An 18,491-nucleotide genomic window follows, 5' to 3' on the forward strand; every position below is an offset into this window, starting at 1 on the left:
ATCAGAACTTCCACAGCAGGCTGGCCTTGATGCCGTTGTCCTTCACGCCGTCGCCGGCCTGTCCGATGTAGGAGACGCCGAGGGTCAGGTCGCGGCGCAGGGCAAAGTCGACGCCGGCCTCGATCACCGCGGCGTCCTTCGCGATCGGCACGCCGGCGACGACGAATGCGGGCTGCGCAAAGAGCGCCATCGACGCGTACTGGCTGGTGCTGCCGATGGCGTGGCGCCAGCCGAGCATGCCGCGCAAGGTCAGCGTGCTGCCGCCGAGCTCGATCTTGCTGCTGGCGCGCACGCCCAGCGTGCTGAAGCCGATGTCCTCGCTGCCGCCCGTGCCGCGCAGGGCCGCGAAGCCGCCGCGCTCGGTGAAGTCGTCGTTGTGCAGGTTCACATACGCCAGGCCGGCGAAGGGCTCGACGGTGGCGGCACCGGCGTCGATGCGCCAGCCCAGCTCGCCGAACACTTGCGCGGTCTGCGCCTTGTAGCTGGCGGTCGGCAGGTCGGCGAAGCTGCCGAAGAGCACGCTGCGACGCGTGTCGATGCTGCTGTCGCTGTAGCTGGCGCCGATCCGCAGCCCCAGCGCGCCCCACTGCCGGCCGCCGTAGACGCCCAGGTGCCAGCTGTCGCTGCTGGCGGACGAGGCGCGCGCGTCGGCGCTGCCGCTGCTGTAGCCGCCCATCAGGCCGACCCGCCAGTCGTCTCCGACGCGCGTGTCGCCGCCGATCAGCAGGCCGCCGGTCGAACCGTCGACCTGCGATGCATTGCCGTCGCCGCGAATGTCGCCGCGCGCGCCGTAGGCATAGGCCCAGACGCCGTCCTTCGCTGCCGTGTCGGTGCCGGTGGCGACGCCGCCGAGCGAGCGGCGCGCATGGTCGAGGCCGGCGTCGCGCACGTAGCGGCTGTCTTCGATCGCCAAGGTCTTGAGCGAGGCATGCAGCTCGCCGCCGAGCTGGGCGAAGGCCTTGCGCGCCGTCGCGGCATCGAGCTGGACCACCGCGTTGTAGAGCGGCCCCGCGCCCACGGCTTCGACCGCTGTGCCGGTCCGGCTCTCGTTCGGCGTGCCGCCGACCGACTCGAAGCTCACGTCGTTGCGCTTCAGGCCCAGCACCACGTCCTGGGCGTCGTAGCCGATCGTCGGGTCGAGGAACGCGAAGTTGGTCGTGACGCTGCCGAAGCGCCCGGTCACGCCGCCGCCGGCGACGAGCAGGGTGTAGCTGGCGGTCGGGTTCCAGTTGCCGTCGGCCACCAGTGCCAGCGTGCCGCCCTGCAGGGCGATCGTCCCGGTGGCGCGGATCTGGTCGCTGCGGCCGTCGGCCGCCACCTCGGCCTGGTAGGTCGAGCCCGCGGCCAGCGTGATATTGCCGGCCACCTGCAGGGTGCCGATCGAATTGCCGGGCGCCACGGTCGCGCCCGACTGCACCAGCGTCGTGCCGACGGTGCCGTTGCCCTTGAGCGTGGTGCCGCTGTCCATCGTCAGCGTGCCGCCGAGCGCTCCGTTGACCGCCAGCGTGCCGGCCCTGACCCGCGTGCTGCCGGCGAAGGCGCTGCTGTCGCCCGTGAGGTTCAGCGCGCCGGCACCGCTCTTGACGAAGCTGCCGCTGCCGGAGATCGCATTCGCGAAGCTGGCATCGGTGGCCTGCCGGACTTCGAGCGCGGCGTTGTCGACGATCGGGCCGCTGCCGAAGCTGTCGGCCGCACCGACCAGCGTGCCGGCCGTGATCCGGGTGCCGCCGATGTAGCTGTTGCTGCCGCTCAAGGTGGTCGTGCCGCCGCCGATCTGGCTCACGCCGCCGCTGCCGGAAATCGCGCCGGCGAAATTCACCGCATCGCTGCGGTTGAAGGCGAGGGTGCCGTTGTCGACCACGTCGCCGCTGATCGAGCCGCTCGTGCCGCCGGCGCCGAGCTGCAGCGTGCCGCCCGAGATCAGCGTGCCGCCGCCATAGCTGTTGCTGGCGGTCAGGATGGTGGTGCCGGGGCCCATCTGGTTCAGGCCGCCGTTGCCGGAGATGGCACCGGCGAAGGTCGCGACGTCGCTGCGGTTGAAGGCCAGCGTGCCGTTGTTGGCAACGTCGCCGAGGATCGAGCCGCTGGTGCCGCTGTTCCCGAGCTGCAGGGTGCCAGCCGAGATCGTCGTGGCGCCGGTGTAGGTGTTGTTGCCTGTCAGCACGGTCGTGCCGCTGCCGGTCTTGGTGACGGTGCCGCCGCCCGAGATCACGCCCGCGATCGGCGCCGCCGAGTTGGCGAAGACCAGTGCGGCGTTGTCCGTCACGTCGCCGGCGAGCGTGCCGGCCGTGGTCGCGTTGCCCACCTGCAGCGTGCCGGCCGAGAGGGTCGTGCCGCCGCTGTGGGTGTCGCTGCCGGTCAGCACGAGTGTCCCGCTGCCGGCCTTGGTCAGGCCGCCGCTGCCGGCGATGGCGCCGCCCAGCGTCAGCGTGTTCGCGTTGGTGTCGACCGTGCCGCCGCCCGCGTTCAGCGTCACCGCGCGGTTCGACGTGAGGTCTGCCGAGGTGCTCAGCGTGCCGCCGTTGAAGATGATGCCGCCGCTGGCGTTGCCGAGGTTGCCGTCGTTTGCCACCGACAAGGTGCCGGCCGTGATCGTGGTGCCGCCGCCGTAGCTGTTGGCGCCGCTGAGCGTGGTCGTACCACTGCCGATCTGGCTCACGCCGCCGCTGCCGCTGATCGCGCCGGCGAAGTTCACGGCGTCGCTGCGATGGAAGACCAACGTGCCGTTGTTCGCCACGTCGCCGGTGATCGAGCCGCTGGTGCCGCCATCGCCCAGCTGCAGCGTGCCGCCCGAGATCAGCGTGCCGCCGCTGTAGCTGTTGGCGCCGGTGAGCACGAGCGTGCCCGAGTCCGTCTTTTCGAGCTTGGCCGTGCCCGCGAGCTCGGCGCCGACCGTGGCGGTAATGGGCGCCCCGCTGCCGTCGCCGACACGGATGATCGCCTGCGTCCCGACCAGCTGGACCGGGCCGCCCTGCACCACATAGCCGTCGGTTGCGAACTGCATGCCGGTGACGGCGACTGCACCTTGCGCGTTGTCGACCGTGACCGTGCCCGGGGTCGCCTGGAACACCGCGAAACCGGGTTGCGGCGACATCGGGGCATTGAGGGTGCCGTTCTGGTTCGCCCAGTTGCCGGAGCTCGCCGTCCAGGTGCCGGTGCCACCGTCGACGGCGCCGTTGTTGAGGTTGGCTGCGCTGCCGCCATCCCAGAAATTCAGCGTCTGACCGGTCGTGTTGACCAGGTTGACCTGCTGTGCAACGGCGGTCTGGACCGACAGCGAAGTGCCGCTCGGCGTGCTGCCGACCAAGAGGCCGTTGTCGGTCAGCGCGCCGGTGTAGTTCATCAGCCGGTAGATGCCGGGGCCAAAGCCGCCGAGGTCGGTGACGTTGACCTGGCCGGCGAGCGTGAGGGCACCGTTGACCTGGAACAGCGCGGTGCTGCTCGGCACGCCGAGTGCCACATTGATGTTCGAGCTGCTGCCCAGCGTCAGCGCGCCCGTGGTCAGCGTCTGACCGCTGCGGCCTTGCAGCGTGCCGCCATCGGCGACCGTCACGGTTCCGGCGATCGAGCCGCTGCCCGCCAGCGTGGCATTGTTCGCGACGCTGACGGCGGTGTTGCCGAGCGCGCCGTCGACCTGCAAGGTTCCGGCTGCGACGCTGGTGGCGCCGGTGTAGGTGTTGGTGCCGGTCAGTACGGTTGTGCCGGTGCCGCTCTGCGTCACCGTGCCGGCGCCGGAGATCACGCCGCCGTAGGTGAGCGTGCCGGAACGGTTGATGACCAGCGCGCTGGCGTTGGCGACGTTGCCGGTGATCGCGCCGGTGTTGCCGCCATTGCCGACCTGCAGCGTGCCGGCCGAGATGGTCGTGTTGCCTGTGTAGGTGTTGTTGCCCGTCAGCACGGTCGTGCCGGTGCCGGTCTTGGTGACGGTGCCGGTGCCCGAGATCACGCCCGCGATCGGCGCCGCCGTGTTGGCGAAGACCAGCGCGGCGTTGTCCGTCACGTCGCCGGCGAGCGCGCCGGCCGTGGTCGCGTTGCCCACCTGCAGGATGCCGGCCGAGAGGGTCGTGCCGCCGCTGTGGGTATCGGTGCCGGCCAGCACGAGTGTCCCGCTGCCGGCCTTGGTCAGGCCGCCGCTGCCGCTGATGGCGCCGCCCAGCGTCAGCGTGTTCGCGTTGGTATCGACCGTGCCGCCGCCCGCGTTCAGCGTCACCGCACGGTTCGACGTGAAGCCCGCCGAGGTGCTCAGCGTGCCGCCGTTGAAGGTGATGCCGCCGGCCGCGCTGCCGAGGTTGCCGTCGTTCGCCACCGACAAGGTGCCGGCCGAGATCGCGGTGCCGCCGCTGTAGGTGTTGGCGCCGCTCAGCGTGGTCGTGCCGCCACCGATCTGGCTCACGCCGCCGCTGCCGTTGATCGCGCCGGCGAAATTCACGGCGTCGCTGCGATTGAAGGCCAGCGTGCCGTTGTTCGTCACGGCACTGGAAGTGCTGATCGCGCCGGTGGTGCCACCATTGCCGACCTGCAGGGTCCCGGCCGAGATGGTCGTCGCGCCGGTGTAGGTGTTGTTGCCGGTCAGCACGGTCGTGCCGGTGCCGCTCTGCGTCAGCGAACCGTTGCCCGAGATCACGCCGCCATAGGTGAGCGTGCCGGAACGGTTGATGACCAGCGCGCCGGCGTTGGCGACGTTGCCGGTGATCGCACCGGTGGCGCCGCCATTGCCGACCTGCAGCGTGCCGGCCGAGATGGTCGTGTTGCCTGTGTAGGTGTTGTTGCCGGTCAGCACGGTGGTGCCGGTGCCGGTCTTGGTGACGGTGCCGCTGCCCGAGATCACGCCCGCGATCGGCGCCGCCGTGTTGGCGAAGACCAGCGCGACGTTGTCCGTCACGTCGCCGGCGAGCGTGCCGGCCGTGGTCGCGTTTCCCACCTGCAGGGTGCCGGCCGAGATGGTCGTGCCGCCGCTGTGGCTGTCGCTGCCGGTCAGCACCAGCGTGCCGCTGCCGGCCTTGGTCAGGCCGCCGCTGCCGCTGATGGCGCCGCCCAGCGTCAGCGTATTGGCGTTGGTGTTGACCGTGCCGCCGCCCGCGTTCAGCGTCACCGCGCGGTTCGACGTGAAGCCCGCCGAGGTGCTCAGCGTACCGCCGTTGAAGGTGATGCCGCCGGTCGCGTTGCCGAGGTTGCCGTCGTTCGCCACCGACAAGGTGCCGGCCGAGATCGCGGTGCCGCCGCTGTAGGTGTTGGCGCCGCTGAGCGTGGTCGTGCCGCCACCGATCTGGCTCACGCCACCGCTGCCGGAAATCACCTTGCTGAAGGCGACGTTGTCGCTTCGGTTGAAGGCCAGCGTGCCGTTGTTCACCAAGGCGCCCGACCCGGTGATCGCGCCAATGGTGCCGCCGTTTCCGATCTGCAGGGTGCCGGAAGCGATCGTCGTCGCGCCGGTGTAGGTGTTGTTGCCCGTCAGCACAGTCGTGCCGGTGCCGCTCTGCGTCACCGTGCCGGCGCCCGAGATCACGCCGCCGTAGGTGAGCGTGCCGGAACGGTTGATGACCAGCGCGCCGGCGTTGGCGACGTTGCCGGTGATCGCGCCGGTGGCGCCGCCATTGCCGACCTGCAGCGTGCCGGCCGAGATGGTCGTCGCGCCGGTGTAGGTGTTGTTGCCCGTCAGCACGGTCGTGCCGGTGCCGGTCTTGGTGACGGTGCCGGTGCCCGAGATCACGCCCGTGATCGGCGCCGCCGTGTTGGCGAAGACCAGCGCGGCGTTGTCCGTCACGTCGCCGGCGAGCGTGCTGGCCGTGGTGACGTTGCCGATCTGCAGAGTGCCGGTCGTGATGGTCGTGCCGCCGCTGTGGCTGTCGCTGCCGGTCAGCACCAGCGTGCCGCTGCCGGCCTTGGTCAGGCGGCCGCTGCCGGAGAGAGTGCCGTTCAGCGTCAGCGTGTTGGCGTTGGTGTTGACCGTGCCGCCCGCGTTCAGCGTCACCGCACGGTTCGACGTGAAGCCCGCCGAGGTGCTCAGCGTGCCGCCGTTGAAGGTGATGCCGCCGCTCGCGTTGCCGAGGTTGCCGTCGTTCGCCACCGACAAGGTGCCGGCCGAGATCGTGGTGCCGCCGCTGTAGGTGTTGGCGCCGCTGAGCGTGGTCGTGCCGCCACCGATCTGGCTCACGCCTCCGCTGCCGGAAATCACGTTGCTGAAGGCGACGTTGTTGCTGCGATTGAAGGCGAGCGTGCCGTTGTTCGTCACGGCGCTGGCAGCGCTGATCGCGCCGGTGGTGCCACCATTGCCGACCTGCAGGGTCCCGGCCGAGATCGTCGTCGCGCCGGTGTAGGTGTTGTTGCCCGTCAGCACGGTCGTGCCTGTGCCGTTCTGCGTCACCGTGCCGGCGCCCGAGATCACACCGCCATAGGTGAGCGTGCCGGAACGGTTGATGACCAGCGCGGCGGCGTTGGCGACGTTGCTGGTGATCGCACCGGTGGCGCCGCCATTGCCGACCTGCAGGGTCCCGGCCGAGATGGTCGTCGCGCCGGTGTAGGTGTTGTTGCCGGTCAGCACGGTCGTGCCGGTGCCGGTCTTGGTGACGGTGCCGGTGCCCGAGATCACGCCCGCGATCGGCGCCGCCGTGTTGGCGAAGACCAGCGCGGCGTTGTCCGTCACATCGCCGGCGAGCGTGCTGGCCGTGGTGGTGTTGCCGATCTGCAGGGTGCCGGCCGAGATGGTCGTGCCGCCGCTGTGGCTGTCGCTGCCGGTCAGCACCAGCGTGCCGCTGCCGGCCTTGGTCAGACGACCGCTGCCGGAGAGAGTGCCATTCAGTGTCAGCGTGTTGGCGTTGGTGTTGACCGTGCCGCCCGCGTTCAGCGTCACCGCGCGGTTCGACGTGAAGCCCGCCGAGGTGCTCAGCGTGCCACCGTTGAAGGTGATGCCGCCGCTCGCGTTGCCGAGGTTGCCGTCGTTCGCCACCGACAAGGTGCCGGCCGAGATCGTGGTGCCGCCGCTGTAGGTGTTGGCGCCGCTCAGCGTGGTCGTGCCGCCACCGATCTGGCTCACGCCACCGCTGCCGGAAATCACGTTGCTGAAGGTGAAGCTGTTGCTGCGGTTGAAGGCGAGGGTGCCGTTGTTCGTCACGGCGCTGGCAGCGCTGATCGCGCCGGTGGTGCCACCATTGCCGACCTGCAGGGTCCCGGCCGAAATGGTCGTCGCGCCGGTGTAGGTGTTGGTGCCCGTGAGCACGGTCGTGCCGGTGCCGGTCTTGGTGACGGTGCCGCTGCCCGAGATCACGCCCGCGATCGGCGCCGCCGTGTTGGCGAAGATCAGCTCGGCATTGTCCGTCACGTTGCCGGCGAGGGTGCCGGCCGTGGTGGTGTTGCCCACCTGCAGCGTGCCGGCCGTGATGGTCGTGCCGCCGCTGTGGCTGTCGCTACCGACCAGCACCAGCGTGCCGCTGCCGACCTTGGTCAGGCGGGTGCTGCCGGTGATGGCGCCGCCCAGCGTCAGGGTCGTGGAGGCGTCGGTGTTGAACGTGCCGCCGCCCGTGCCCAGGCTGACCGCACGGTTCGACGTCACGTCGGCGGTCGTCTGGAGCGTGCCGCCCGCCAAGGTCAGGCTGCCGGCGATGGCGCCCAGGCTTTCGTCCGAAGCGATCGCCAGGGTTCCTGCCTGGATCGACCAGGGCGTGACCGCCGTCGTCGTGCCGGTCAGCGTCCAGGTGCTGGTGCCCGTCTTCTGGAAGGTCGCGAAATTGCGGTACTGGGCCGTGTTGCCGATCTGGCTGGCATCGAAGCTGCTGCTCGTGTTGCCGCCCAGGACCAGCCTGTCGCTGCCGCCTGCGGTCGCGACAACATTGCCCGTGATCGTGGAACCGGCCTGGAGCGTCAGCGTGTTGCCGACACCTGAGAACTGGATCGCATCGGCGCGAACCCCGGCAGCGCCGGCGCCCGTCCCCGCCAGGCCGCCGGTGATCGTCCCGCTGTTGATGACCGTCGCGCCGCCACTCGCCTTGATCGCAACGCCGCCCGCCCCGGCTTGGCCGAGGCTTCCGCCCTGGCTGGAAACGCCGCCGGCACCGCCGGCGCCGCCCTGGATCGTTCCCGAATTGGTGAGGGTGCGCGTGCCGGCGATCTCCACGCCGGTGCCGCCGGCGCCACCCGCGCCCCCCGAACCGAGCGTGGCCGCACCGCCCGCGCCGCCGCTCCCGCCGCTGACCGTCCGGGTCGCGCTGACCGTCACGGCACCGCCACTGGCCGACGACAGCCCCGCGCCGCCCTGGCCGCCACCGCCGCCGCCGCCCGCTCCGAAAGCGCCCGCGCCCATCGGCCCTGCGCTGCCGCCGTTGCCGCCCGCGCCCCCGGTCACGGCAGCGTTGACGGTCACCGTGCCCGTCGCGGTCGACACCACGCCGGCCGCGCCGCCGCCGCCGCCGCCGCCGCCGCCGTGGACATGGCCGCCAGCGTCCGCCGCGGTGGCCGCACCGCCGGCCGCGCCGCTGCCGCCCGTGGTGGCTGCGCTCACGGTGGCGGCGGCGGCGCCCGTGATTCGCCTCACCACAGTGCCGCCGGCGCCGCCCGCACCGCTGGCACCGCTCGCGAGGCCGCCGCTGCCGCCCACCGCGCCGTTGCCGGCGGTCGCGCCGCCGATCAATGCCGCGCCACCACCGCCGCCCCCGCCGATCGTGGAGCCGCCCGCCGTCCCCGTGCCTCCGACCACGCCCGCGGGCGCAGCCAGCGTCCCGCCGGCGCCGCCTGTCCCGGCGTTCTGGCCGTTGCCACCGGCACCGCCATCCGCCCTGGCGCCGCCCGCGGACAGGGCCGCGATGGCCAGAACGCAAGCAGAAGCGAGCACCGACAACCTCGGCAACGCCGCCGTACCGCCCATGCCCGGCGCACCGCCGGAAGCGGCGGTGGCGGTCTCGGAGACGGCCTGGCAAACGCCCTTGGCACGATTGAAGACCAGGCGGTGCACACGATTCATTCGATGTCTCTCGTCAGTTCTGACTTGCTGAAGGAGTCGAATTGTTGAGTGACCCGGCCGTTTATTAGTCCTTTTCAGTTCAATTCGGTCGGGCAAAGTGCGACTTAAGTTCGCGTATGAAGCACTACAAAATGCATCTTGTGGGCGAATCGCAACTGCGCCAGCTGGCCCCTCAGCCCAGCGCGCGCACCAGTTCGTCGTAGACCAGCCGCACGCGTGCGGGCACCGGCGCGCGCTGGGCGCGGTAGACATACATCGGCCACGGCTCCGGCGCCTCGGCGTCCAGCACCGACACCAGCTGGCCCGCGTCCAATGCCGCCTGCGCCATCGACGCCACCAGCTGTCCGAAGCCCAGGCCGGCCAGCACGGCGGCGAATTCGGCGTCCGTGTCGTCGGTGATGAACGCAGCCGGAGGCATCGGCAGCTGCCGCCCCCGGCTGAAGAGCCAGGGCCAGGGCCGGCCCGAGTTGCGGTCGATGAGCGCGGTGCGCGGCAGTGCGGACAGCGCCTCGATGCTGTCGGGCGCACCGGTGCGGGCGATCAGCGAGGGCGCGGCCACCACCCGGAACGGCACCTTGGCCACCGGGCGGGCCACGAAGCGGCTGTCGCGCAGCGGCCCGATGCGCACGCCGACATCGATCTGCTGGTCGACCACGTCTGCCAGCTGCTCGGACAGGCGCAGATCGAGCGTCAGTCCCGGATGGGCCACCAGCATCGGAGCCAGCGCCTGCGGGATCAGCCGGCGCCCGAGCACGCCCGGAGCCGCGACCCGCACGGTGCCGGCATGCTGCGACAGCGCCCGGCGATCGCTGCGGTGAAACAGGCCGTCGACGCCGTCGACCGCGGCCCGTGCCCGATCGGCCAGCCCGCGGCCGAAATCGGTGAGTTGCACCCCGCGCGTGTTGCGGTGGAAGAGCGGCTCGCCCAGCTCTTCCTCGAGTTCGCGCACGGCGCGGGTGACGACCTGCGGCGACACCGACAGCCGCACCGCGGCGTCGCGGAAATTCACGGCGTCGGCTGCGGTGCAGAAGACGCGCAGGGCGTCGAGTCGATTGGACATGGGGGCTCCGGGAGCGGCGAGGCAAAGGTCAGTATTCCGAATTCACGAATTCTGAACTCGCAAGAGTTCCATTTACGGAAACACGCGGATTTTCCACACTGCAGGCATCCCTTCAACCCAGTCCAAGGAAATGCCATGACAGCAAGCATCCAGAACCTCATCGCCGGCAAGGTGGCAATCATCACAGGCGCCAGCAGCGGGCTCGGCGAATCCGCCGCCCGGCACCTGGCTGCGCGCGGCGCCCGGGTCGTCCTCGCGGCCCGGCGCGCCGACCGGCTCCACCAGCTGGTCGCCGAGATCCGCGAGGCCGGTGGCGAGGCCATCGCCGTGGCCACCGACGTGTCCAGGCGCGAGGACCTCGAGCGCCTGGCGGCAGCGGCCGTCGAGGCCTTCGGCCGCATCGACGTGCTGGTCAACAACGCCGGCGTGATGCCGCTGTCGCCGATCGACAAGCTCCGGGTCGACGAGTGGGACCGCACCATCGACGTCAACATCAAGGGCGTGCTCTACGGCATTGCCGCCGTGCTGCCGCAGATGAAGGCGCAGGGCAGCGGCCACATCGTCAACATCGCGTCGGTCGCCGGCCTGAAGGTGTTCACGCCCATCGGCACCGTGTACAGCGCGACCAAGTTCGCGGTGCGCGCGATCTCGGAAGGCCTGCGCGCCGAGGCCGGCGACGGCATCCGCGTGACCATCGTCTCGCCGGGCGCGGTGGAGTCCGAGCTGCAGTTCGGCAGCAGCGACCCCGAGAGCGCGGCCGGCGTCAAGGCCTTCTACGACGCCAACCAGATCCCGGCGGATTCGGTGGCGCGGGCGATCGTCTACGCGCTGGAGCAGCCGGCGAACGTCGACATCAACGAGATCGTCCTGCGGCCGGTGTCGCAGGAGTTCTGACGCCGGGACGGCGGGCCTGCGCCGGCCGGTCGCGCGGCCCCGCCGTCCTTCCTTTATGCTGCCCGACGATCACAGCGCCCATTTCGAACCAGCATGAAGATTCAAAAAGACTCCGCCGTCACCCTGCGTTACAAGGTGACCGATGCCGCCACCCAGAAGCCGATCGACGAGGGCCGCGCCCCGATGGTCTATCTGCACGGCGGCTACGACAACACCTTCCCGAAGATCGAGGCCGCGCTGGAAGGCAAGGAAACCGGCTTCCAGGCGACGCTGAACCTGCAGCCCGAGGATGCCTTCGGCGCGCGCGACGAATCGCTGGTGCGCACCATCCCCAAGAGCGAGTTCCCGCCCGGCGTCAAGGTCGGCGGCCAGCTCGAGGGCCGCAACGACCAGGGCGAGCCGCAGGTCTTCACCGTGATGAAGATCAAGGGCCCGCAAGTGATCCTCGACGGCAACCACCCGCTGGCCGGCAAGGCGCTGAAATTCAGCCTGACCGTGACCGGCGTGCGCGCCGCTACCGAGGAGGAGATCGCCCATCGCCATGTGCATGGCGAGCACGGGCACCATCACTGAAGCCCGACTGCAGGCGCTCGGCGGCGCCGAGTTCCTCGAGCAGGGCGGTCTCGACCAGGACCAGGCGGGCGAAGCTCTGCAGGTCGGCCTCGGTCGGGCCCGGGCCTTCGCCCTGCAGCTGCTTGCGGAATTCGGCGACGATCCGGTCGTGAGCCAGCGCGCGGGTGCCGCCTGCCGTGGCGGCGACAGTCCGGAGGGTGCTCACTTCCGCGTCGAATGAAGCATCCATCGCTGGTTCTCGTCGAGGTGGGACAAGCCGGCGATTGTGTGGATCGACCGACCGGCGCGGTGTAGGCCGAAATCCCGGGTTGTCCCGGATTCGGCGTCGGCGCCTGCGGCGGCGTCCCATCGGCCGCGCCACTGTGTTGCAGCGCCGGGCCTTTTCGGGCGGCGCCGCCGACCCCATCTGGCAGATTCGCCCCATCGACAGACCCCACGAAAGCGCCGCATGACCACCCCCGCTGCCAGTCCCATCGTCCAGATCAAGGCCCTCGGCTTCCCCTGGGAAACGATCGATCCCTTCCTGTTCTGCGCCTACCACGACGACGCCTACCCGCGCGCCAACGCGCAGATGGGCCCGGACGCCCCGCTCGCGGGCCGCGACCTGGGCCAGGACTTCAGCCGCCGGGACGGCTGGAGCATGTACCACGGCGACCCGGTGCCGGGCTTCCCGGGACATCCGCACCGCGGCTTCGAGACCGTGACCATCGTGCGCAAGGGCCTGGTCGACCACTCGGATTCGCTCGGCGCGGCGGCCCGCTTCGGCGGCGGCGACGTCCAGTGGCTCACCGCCGGCAAGGGCATCGTGCACTCGGAGATGTTCCCGCTGCTGAACGCCGATGCCGCCAATCCGCTCGAGCTGTTCCAGATCTGGCTCAACCTGCCGGCCCGCAACAAGATGGTCGATGCGCATTTCACGATGTTCTGGGCCGACGACATCCCGCGCTTCACGGCCACGGATGGCGAGGGCCGCAAGACCGAGGTGGCGAGCGTCGCGGGCCGGATCGCGCCGATCGACGGCGCGCCGGGCGCCGGCGGGCCGCTGGCACCGCCGCCCGACTCGTGGGCCGCGCAGGCCGACGCCGACGTCGCGATCTGGACCCTCCGCATGGAGCCCCATGCGCGCTGGACGCTGCCCGCGGCCACGGGCGAGGGCACGCGCCGCAGCCTCTACTTCTTCAAGGGCCGTTCGGTGGCGGTCGCCGGTGAGCGGATCGACGGCCACGCGGCCATCGAACTGCGCGCCGGCATGGCGGTCGAGCTGGTCAACGGCGACGAGGTCGGCGAGTTCCTGGTGCTCCAGGGCCGGCCGATCGGCGAGCCGGTGGTCCAGTACGGCCCCTTCGTGATGAACAGCCAGGCCGAGATCGCGCAGACCATGGCCGACTACCGCCGCACCCAGTTCGGCGGCTGGCCCTGGGCCGATCCTGCGCCGGTGCACGGACGCGACCCGGCCCGCTTCGCGCGCCATCCGGACGGGCGCGAAGAACGACCGCAGGATCAGCCCGCGGCCAGCTGACGGCAGTTCCGGGCGGCGGCCTTACTCCGGCGCGATCCCGGCGCGGTGCGCCAGTGCCCGGTAGCGGGAGATTTCGCTCTCCATCTGGCTGCGGAAGGCGGCCGCGCCGATCATCACGGGCTCCATGCCCTGGGCGCGGAGCTGGGCCTGCAGCGCGGGATCGGCCATCGTCGCGCCGACATCGCGCACCAGCCGGTCGATCACCGGCTGCGGCGTCCGGGCCGGCGCGGCGAAGCCGTACCAGGCATCGAAGGTCGCTTCGGGCAGCTTCAGCTCGGCCAGGGTCGGCACCTCGGGCAGCAGGCTCGAGCGCGTGGCGCCGACGATGCCGAGCGCGCGCAGCTTGCCGGAGCGCACGTGCGGCGCCACCGATGCCACGGTGTCGATGCCCATCTCGATCTCGCCGCCAATGAGCGCGATCGCGCTCTGGCTGCTGCCCTTGTACGGCACGTCCTGCAACTGGACGCCGGCCGCCAGCGCGAGCAGTTCGCCGGCCAGGTGCGGTCCGGAGCCGGAGCCGAAAGTCGCATAGCGGATGCCCCTGGGCCTGGCCTTGGCCGCGCCCACCAGTTCGGCGACCGAGCGCCAGGGCGCATTGGCGTTGACCACCAGCACCAGGGGCGTGCGCGCGACGATGGCGATCGGTGCCAGGTCGTGCACCGGGTCGTAGGGCAGCTTGGCGCGCAGGGCCGCGTTGACGCTGTAGCTGGTCGAGCCCGACAGCAGCAGCGTGTAGCCGTCGGGCGCTGCCTTGGCCACCGCGTCGGTGCCGATGATGGTCGAGGCGCCGGGCTTGTTGTCGATCACCACCGGCTGCCTGAGCCGTTCGGCCAGCTTCTGGCCCATGGCGCGCGCCACGAGGTCGGTGCCGCCGCCGGGCGGGAAGGGCACGACCAGTTTCACGGACTTGGCGGGCCAGGCGTCCTGGGCCCGGCCCGGCAGGGCGAAAGCGGCGGCGGTGGCGGCGAGGGCGAGCGCGGACAGGCCGCGGCGGGAGATGGTTGCGTTCATGGAGGAGGATGGAAAGAGGTCAGTGGGAAGCGAGCGAAGCCGGCGCCAGGGCACCGGCCTGCCAGGGCGCCCGGCCGGGTTCGCCGAGGTCCCAGTACAGGCCGGCCATGATCTGCAGGCCCTCGCGGGCCAGCGGCGCCAGCAGGTGTTCGTTGGGCGCGTGCTGCGCGCAGGCCGGGTACGAGTGCGGCACCCACAGCGTCGGCAGGCCCAGGAGGCCGGCGAAGACGTCGTTGGGCAGCGAGCCCGCGAGATTCGGCAGCAGGTCCGCGCGCTGTCCGCAGCTGCCGGCGATCGAGCGCTGGGCCCACTCGACCCACGGGTTCTCTACATCGAGCCGGGTCGCGGCGCCGGCCAGCGTGACCTCGACCTCGACCTGCCCGAAGCCGCGCGCATCCAGGTGCGCACGCACGATCTGCGCGAGATCCTGCCAGGGCGTACCGACCACGAAGCGCAACTGGCAGTGGGCCACCGCCGCGCCCGGGATCGCGTTGACCGGCCGCTCGGCCGAGCCGGCGCCGAGCGCCAGCACCTCGATCGTGTTCCAGGCCATCAGGCGCTCGGCCGGACTCAGCCCCGGCTCGCCCCAGCCGGCATCCAGGGCCGGATCCTCGGCGTCGCCGCCGATGGCGATGTCGGCCAGCGCCGAGCGCACCGCCTGCGGGATGGGCGGCGGACGCAGCGCGTCCACCAGGATGCGGCCCTTCGGGTCCGCGAGCGACGCCACCGCATGGCTCAGCACGGTCGCCGGGTTGGCCAGCACGCCGCCCCAGTTGCCCGAGTGGTAGCCGCGCGGCCGGGCCCGCAGGCGCAGGCTGAAATTGACCGCGCCGCGCGAGCCCAGGAAGAGCGTCGGCCGGCCGGCGTTCACGCGCGGCCCGTCGCAGGCGATCAGCAGGTCGGCGCGCAGCTTGTCGCGCTGCTGCTCGCACACCGCCTGGAGGCCGGGCGACGCGGCCTCCTCGCCCATCTCGATCAGCCAGGTCAGGTTGAAACCCAGCCGGCCGCCGCGGGCGCGCAGCGCGGCAGCGAGACCGCCGAGATTGATCGAATGCTGGCCCTTGTTGTCGGCCGTGCCGCGGCCGTACCAGCGATCGCCGCGCACGGTCAGCAACCAGGGCCCGAGCCCCTCGGCCCAGTGCGGGTCCTGGCCGCTGACCACGTCGCCGTGGCCGTAGCTCAGCAGCGTGGGCAGCGTGGCGCCCTCGATGCGCCGCGCGATCAGGAAGGGGCCGCCGCCGACCACCGGATTGGCGATCACTTCGCAGGCGAAGCCGAGCGCCTCGAGCGGCGGTATCAGCTCGTCGCGCAGGTAGGCCTCGAGGGCCGGGGTGGCGGCGCCGGTGTCGCTCTCGGTGCGAAAGGCGATGCGGCGCTGCAGGTCGGCGAAGAAGGCGCCGTCGTCGAAATAGGCGGCGGCGGCGGCCAGGGCGTCGGTTCGTGTGGTCATGGATGGTGCTTCGCGTGTCGTGGGAGAGACGCAAGTACAAGGCCTGGAAGGCTTTGCTTCCATTACCGATTTGGCACACTCCCATTGCCTTTGAGGCAATACTCGAAGTTGCCATGACACCCTCCCTGCTCAGCATCCCGATGCGCCACTTCCTCGAGGTGGCGCGCAGCGGCTCGGTCAACCAGGCCGCGGCGCGGCTGTTCGTCGCGCCGTCGGCGGTCAGCCGCCAGATCGCCAAGCTGGAAGATGCCCTGGGCACACCGCTGTTCGAGCGGCACGCGCGCGGCATGTCGCTCACCGCCGCGGGCCGGCAGCTGTCGGCGCATCTGCACAACGCGGTGCTCGACGCCGAGCAGGTGATCGAGCAGGTCCGCGACCTCGGCGGCCAGCAGGCCGGCCGCGTTCGCATGGCCTGCACCGAGGGCTTCGCCTCCCACTTCATGCCGGGGGTGGTGGGCGGCTTCAGGGACGCGAATCCCGGCAGCCGGATCGAGCTGCACGTGGGCTCGCCCGACGAGGTGAGCCTGCTGCTGGCGCGCGGCGAGACCGACCTGGTGCTCAAGTACGTCGTGGCGCCCGAGCCCGGCCTGAAGATCGAGCACGCCGCGCCGGCGCCGGTGCACGCGGTGATGCGCCCGGACCATCCACTGGCGCGCCAGCGCCTGTTGCAGGTGGCCGAGGTGGTGCGCTATCCGCTGATCGTCGGCAGCAAGGGCGTCACCACGCGCCAGCTGTTCGACCAGGCCTGCAGCGTGCTGGGGCTGCAGTACCGGCCGGCCTTCGTCAGCAATTTCTCGTCGGCGCAGCTGCCGCTGCTGCGCACGCCCGACGTGCTGCTCTCGGGCCACCTGACCGTGATGCACCTGATCAACGAGGGCCAGGTGGTGGCGCGGCCCTTCGCCGATGCGCCGCTGCAGCAGCGCCGGCTGCAGCTGCTCTCGCTCGAAGGGCGCACGCTGACGCCGCCGGTGCAGGCCTTCGTGCAGCACCTGGTGCGCGCCATCACCCAGGCGAGCCGGCGCCGGCTCGGTCGCGCCAGGGCGCCCTGAGGGCGCCGCCCTCAGGCCTGTCGCGCCGCGACTTCGCGGATCAGCGCCCAGACCCGCTGCGCCAGCGGCGCCGGCGCCCGGTTGCGCCGGTGCGCCAGCATGATCGAACGCTGCACGCGCGGCAGCAGCGGCCGCATGACCAGCTTCGCCAAGCCGCTCGGCGGCGCCGCCAGCGCCGGCATCACGCTGATGCCGATGCCCCGCTCGACCATGCGGAAGGCGGTGGTCGGATGGCCCACCTGTTGGCGCACATCGCAACGCACGCCGTGCCGGGCCAGGGCCTCGTCGATCAGGCGCCGGCTGCCCGAGGAATGGTCGAGCAGCACCAGGGCCTCGCCCTCGAGCGCCGACCAGCGCAGCGAACGCCTGGCCGCCAGCCGGTGGTCCGGCGGCAGCACCAGGCAGAACGGGTCGTGGAGGATGGCCTCGCAGTGCAGGTCATCGGCATCGGGCGGCTCGACCACCACGCCGAAGTCGACCTCGCCGGCACGCACGCTGTCCAGCGCGTCCTGCTGGATGCGGTCGAGCAGCACGAACTCGATCTCGGGTTCGCGCTGCGCACATTCGGCGATGCAGGCCGGCATCAGGTTGGCCGAGAGCGTCGGACTGGCGGCCACCCGCACCTTGCCGCGCCGCGCGCCCGCCATGCTGTGGACCTCGGCCAGCGACTGGTCGAGCTCGTCGAGCATCCGGGCCAGCCGCAGCGCCAGCGACTGGCCGGCGTCGGTCAGCACCACCTCGCGCGTGGTGCGGTCGAGCAGCTTCAAGCCCAGCTGGCCTTCGAGTTCATGGATCGAGCGGCTGACCGCCGGCTGCGACAGGCCGACCTGGTCGCCGGCCCGGCTGAAGTTGCGGGCATCGGCGATGGCGCGGAAGACGCGCAGCTGGCGCAGAGTCACATTCATGCGTTGCAATCATATATCTATCCGATAAATCCATTTCTCTTTTGAATCCGGTCGCGGTCCAATCGGGACCATGTCTCGTTCACGCTATCTCCCCGACAACTTCACGCTGGCCCTGGTCGCCACCGTCACGCTGGCCAGCCTGTGGCCGGCGGGCGGCGCCACGGCCCATTTCTTCGAGCGGCTGACCACGGTCGCCATCGGCCTGCTGTTCTTCCTGCACGGCGCCAAGCTGTCGCGCGAGGCGGTCATGGGCGGCATCACGCACTGGCGGCTGCACCTGCTGGTGTTCGGCGCCACCTTCGCGATGTTTCCGCTGCTGGGCCTGGCGCTCAAGCCGGTGCTGGCGCCGCTGATCACGCCCGAGCTCTACACCGGCGTGCTGTTCCTGTGCGTGCTGCCGGCCACGGTGCAGTCGGCCATCGCCTTCACCTCGATGGCGCGCGGCAACATCCCGGCCGCAGTCTGCAGCGCCTCCGCCTCGACCTTGCTCGGCGTCTTCGTGACGCCCCTGCTGGTCAACCTGATCGTGGTGCATCACGGGGCCGCCGGCGCATCGCTCGACGCCATCGGCCGCATCCTGCTGCAGCTGATGGCGCCCTTCGTCGCCGGCCACCTGCTGCGGCGCTGGATCGGCGGCTGGATCCAGCGCCGCGCCTCGATGCTGACGCTGGTCGATCGCGGCTCGATCCTGCTGGTGGTCTACACCGCCTTCAGCGCGGCCGTGATCGAAGGCCTGTGGAAGCAGGTGCCGATGTCCGCGCTGGCCGGCCTGCTGCTGGTCTGCGCCGTGCTGCTGGTCCTGGCGCTCTGCATCACGACCCGCGCCAGCCGGGCCCTCGGCTTCGACCGCGCCGACGGCATCACGATCGTCTTCTGCGGCTCGAAGAAGAGCCTCGCCAGCGGCATTCCGATGGCCAAGGTGCTGTTCGCCTCGCACGCGGTCGGCGCCATCGTGCTGCCGCTGATGCTGTTCCACCAGATGCAGCTGATGGTCTGCGCGGTGCTGGCGCAGCGCTGGGCGCGCCGGCCCAGGTCTATCGAGGCCAAACCGGCAAACGCCCCGGCCTGACCAGCACG

General features: G+C 71.2%; 11 protein-coding genes. 5 read left to right on the plus strand and 6 right to left on the minus strand.

Annotated elements, in window-relative coordinates:
• Position 1: 1 nt before the first annotated feature.
• Together QTI45_RS20515 and QTI45_RS20520 are read right to left on the minus strand one after the other, a co-directional pair.
• Positions 2 to 8,953: an autotransporter-associated beta strand repeat-containing protein gene (locus QTI45_RS20515; RefSeq protein WP_286655687.1), complete on the minus strand. Its 8,952-nt coding sequence runs from the start codon at positions 8,951 to 8,953 to the stop codon at positions 2 to 4.
• A 172-nt stretch (positions 8,954 to 9,125) separates the two neighbouring features.
• Complete coding sequence (locus QTI45_RS20520; RefSeq protein ID WP_286655688.1) at positions 9,126 to 10,013, minus strand: LysR family transcriptional regulator; 888 nt, start codon at positions 10,011 to 10,013, stop codon at positions 9,126 to 9,128.
• Between the two features lie 135 nt (positions 10,014 to 10,148).
• Here QTI45_RS20520 and QTI45_RS20525 point away from each other — a divergent pair, with 135 nt between their 5' ends.
• Positions 10,149 to 10,907: an SDR family oxidoreductase gene (locus tag QTI45_RS20525; protein WP_286655689.1), complete on the plus strand. Its 759-nt coding sequence runs from the start codon at positions 10,149 to 10,151 to the stop codon at positions 10,905 to 10,907.
• Between the two features lie 93 nt (positions 10,908 to 11,000).
• The gene (locus QTI45_RS20530; RefSeq protein WP_286655690.1) at positions 11,001 to 11,480 is read left to right on the plus strand and encodes an FKBP-type peptidyl-prolyl cis-trans isomerase; all 480 of its coding nucleotides are present in this window, start codon (positions 11,001 to 11,003) and stop codon (positions 11,478 to 11,480) included.
• On the opposite strand, the gene QTI45_RS20535 is transcribed toward QTI45_RS20530, so the two are convergent.
• On the minus strand, positions 11,422 to 11,709 hold the full coding sequence (locus QTI45_RS20535; protein ID WP_286655691.1) for a hypothetical protein: 288 nt from the start codon (positions 11,707 to 11,709) through the stop codon (positions 11,422 to 11,424). The two genes, QTI45_RS20530 and QTI45_RS20535, sit on opposite strands and share 59 nt — an antisense overlap.
• A 219-nt stretch (positions 11,710 to 11,928) precedes the next feature.
• On the opposite strand from QTI45_RS20535, the gene QTI45_RS20540 reads away from it, so the two are divergent.
• Positions 11,929 to 12,999: a pirin family protein gene (locus QTI45_RS20540; RefSeq protein ID WP_286655692.1), complete on the plus strand. Its 1,071-nt coding sequence runs from the start codon at positions 11,929 to 11,931 to the stop codon at positions 12,997 to 12,999.
• A gap of 21 nt (positions 13,000 to 13,020) precedes the next feature.
• Here the strand turns inward: QTI45_RS20540 and QTI45_RS20545 are convergent, their stop codons facing one another.
• Both QTI45_RS20545 and QTI45_RS20550 read right to left on the minus strand, forming a co-directional pair.
• Complete coding sequence (locus QTI45_RS20545; protein ID WP_286655693.1) at positions 13,021 to 14,010, minus strand: Bug family tripartite tricarboxylate transporter substrate binding protein; 990 nt, start codon at positions 14,008 to 14,010, stop codon at positions 13,021 to 13,023.
• 19 nt (positions 14,011 to 14,029) lie between these two features.
• A complete protein-coding gene (locus QTI45_RS20550; protein ID WP_286655694.1) occupies positions 14,030 to 15,460 on the minus strand; it encodes a M20 family metallopeptidase in 1,431 nt (476 codons plus the stop codon).
• A 113-nt stretch (positions 15,461 to 15,573) separates the two neighbouring features.
• On the opposite strand from QTI45_RS20550, the gene QTI45_RS20555 reads away from it, so the two are divergent.
• Entirely contained in the window at positions 15,574 to 16,509 is a 936-nt protein-coding gene (locus tag QTI45_RS20555) for a LysR family transcriptional regulator (RefSeq protein ID WP_286655695.1), read from the plus strand.
• An 11-nt stretch (positions 16,510 to 16,520) separates the two neighbouring features.
• Here QTI45_RS20555 and QTI45_RS20560 read toward each other — a convergent pair whose 3' ends face one another.
• On the minus strand, positions 16,521 to 17,414 hold the full coding sequence (locus tag QTI45_RS20560; protein WP_286655696.1) for a LysR family transcriptional regulator: 894 nt from the start codon (positions 17,412 to 17,414) through the stop codon (positions 16,521 to 16,523).
• A 70-nt stretch (positions 17,415 to 17,484) separates the two neighbouring features.
• On the opposite strand from QTI45_RS20560, the gene QTI45_RS20565 reads away from it, so the two are divergent.
• Complete coding sequence (locus QTI45_RS20565; RefSeq protein ID WP_286655697.1) at positions 17,485 to 18,483, plus strand: bile acid:sodium symporter family protein; 999 nt, start codon at positions 17,485 to 17,487, stop codon at positions 18,481 to 18,483.
• The last annotated feature ends 8 nt before the right edge of the window (positions 18,484 to 18,491 follow it).

This window comes from Variovorax saccharolyticus (genome assembly GCF_030316765.1).
Taxonomy (GTDB): domain Bacteria; phylum Pseudomonadota; class Gammaproteobacteria; order Burkholderiales; family Burkholderiaceae_C; genus Variovorax; species Variovorax saccharolyticus.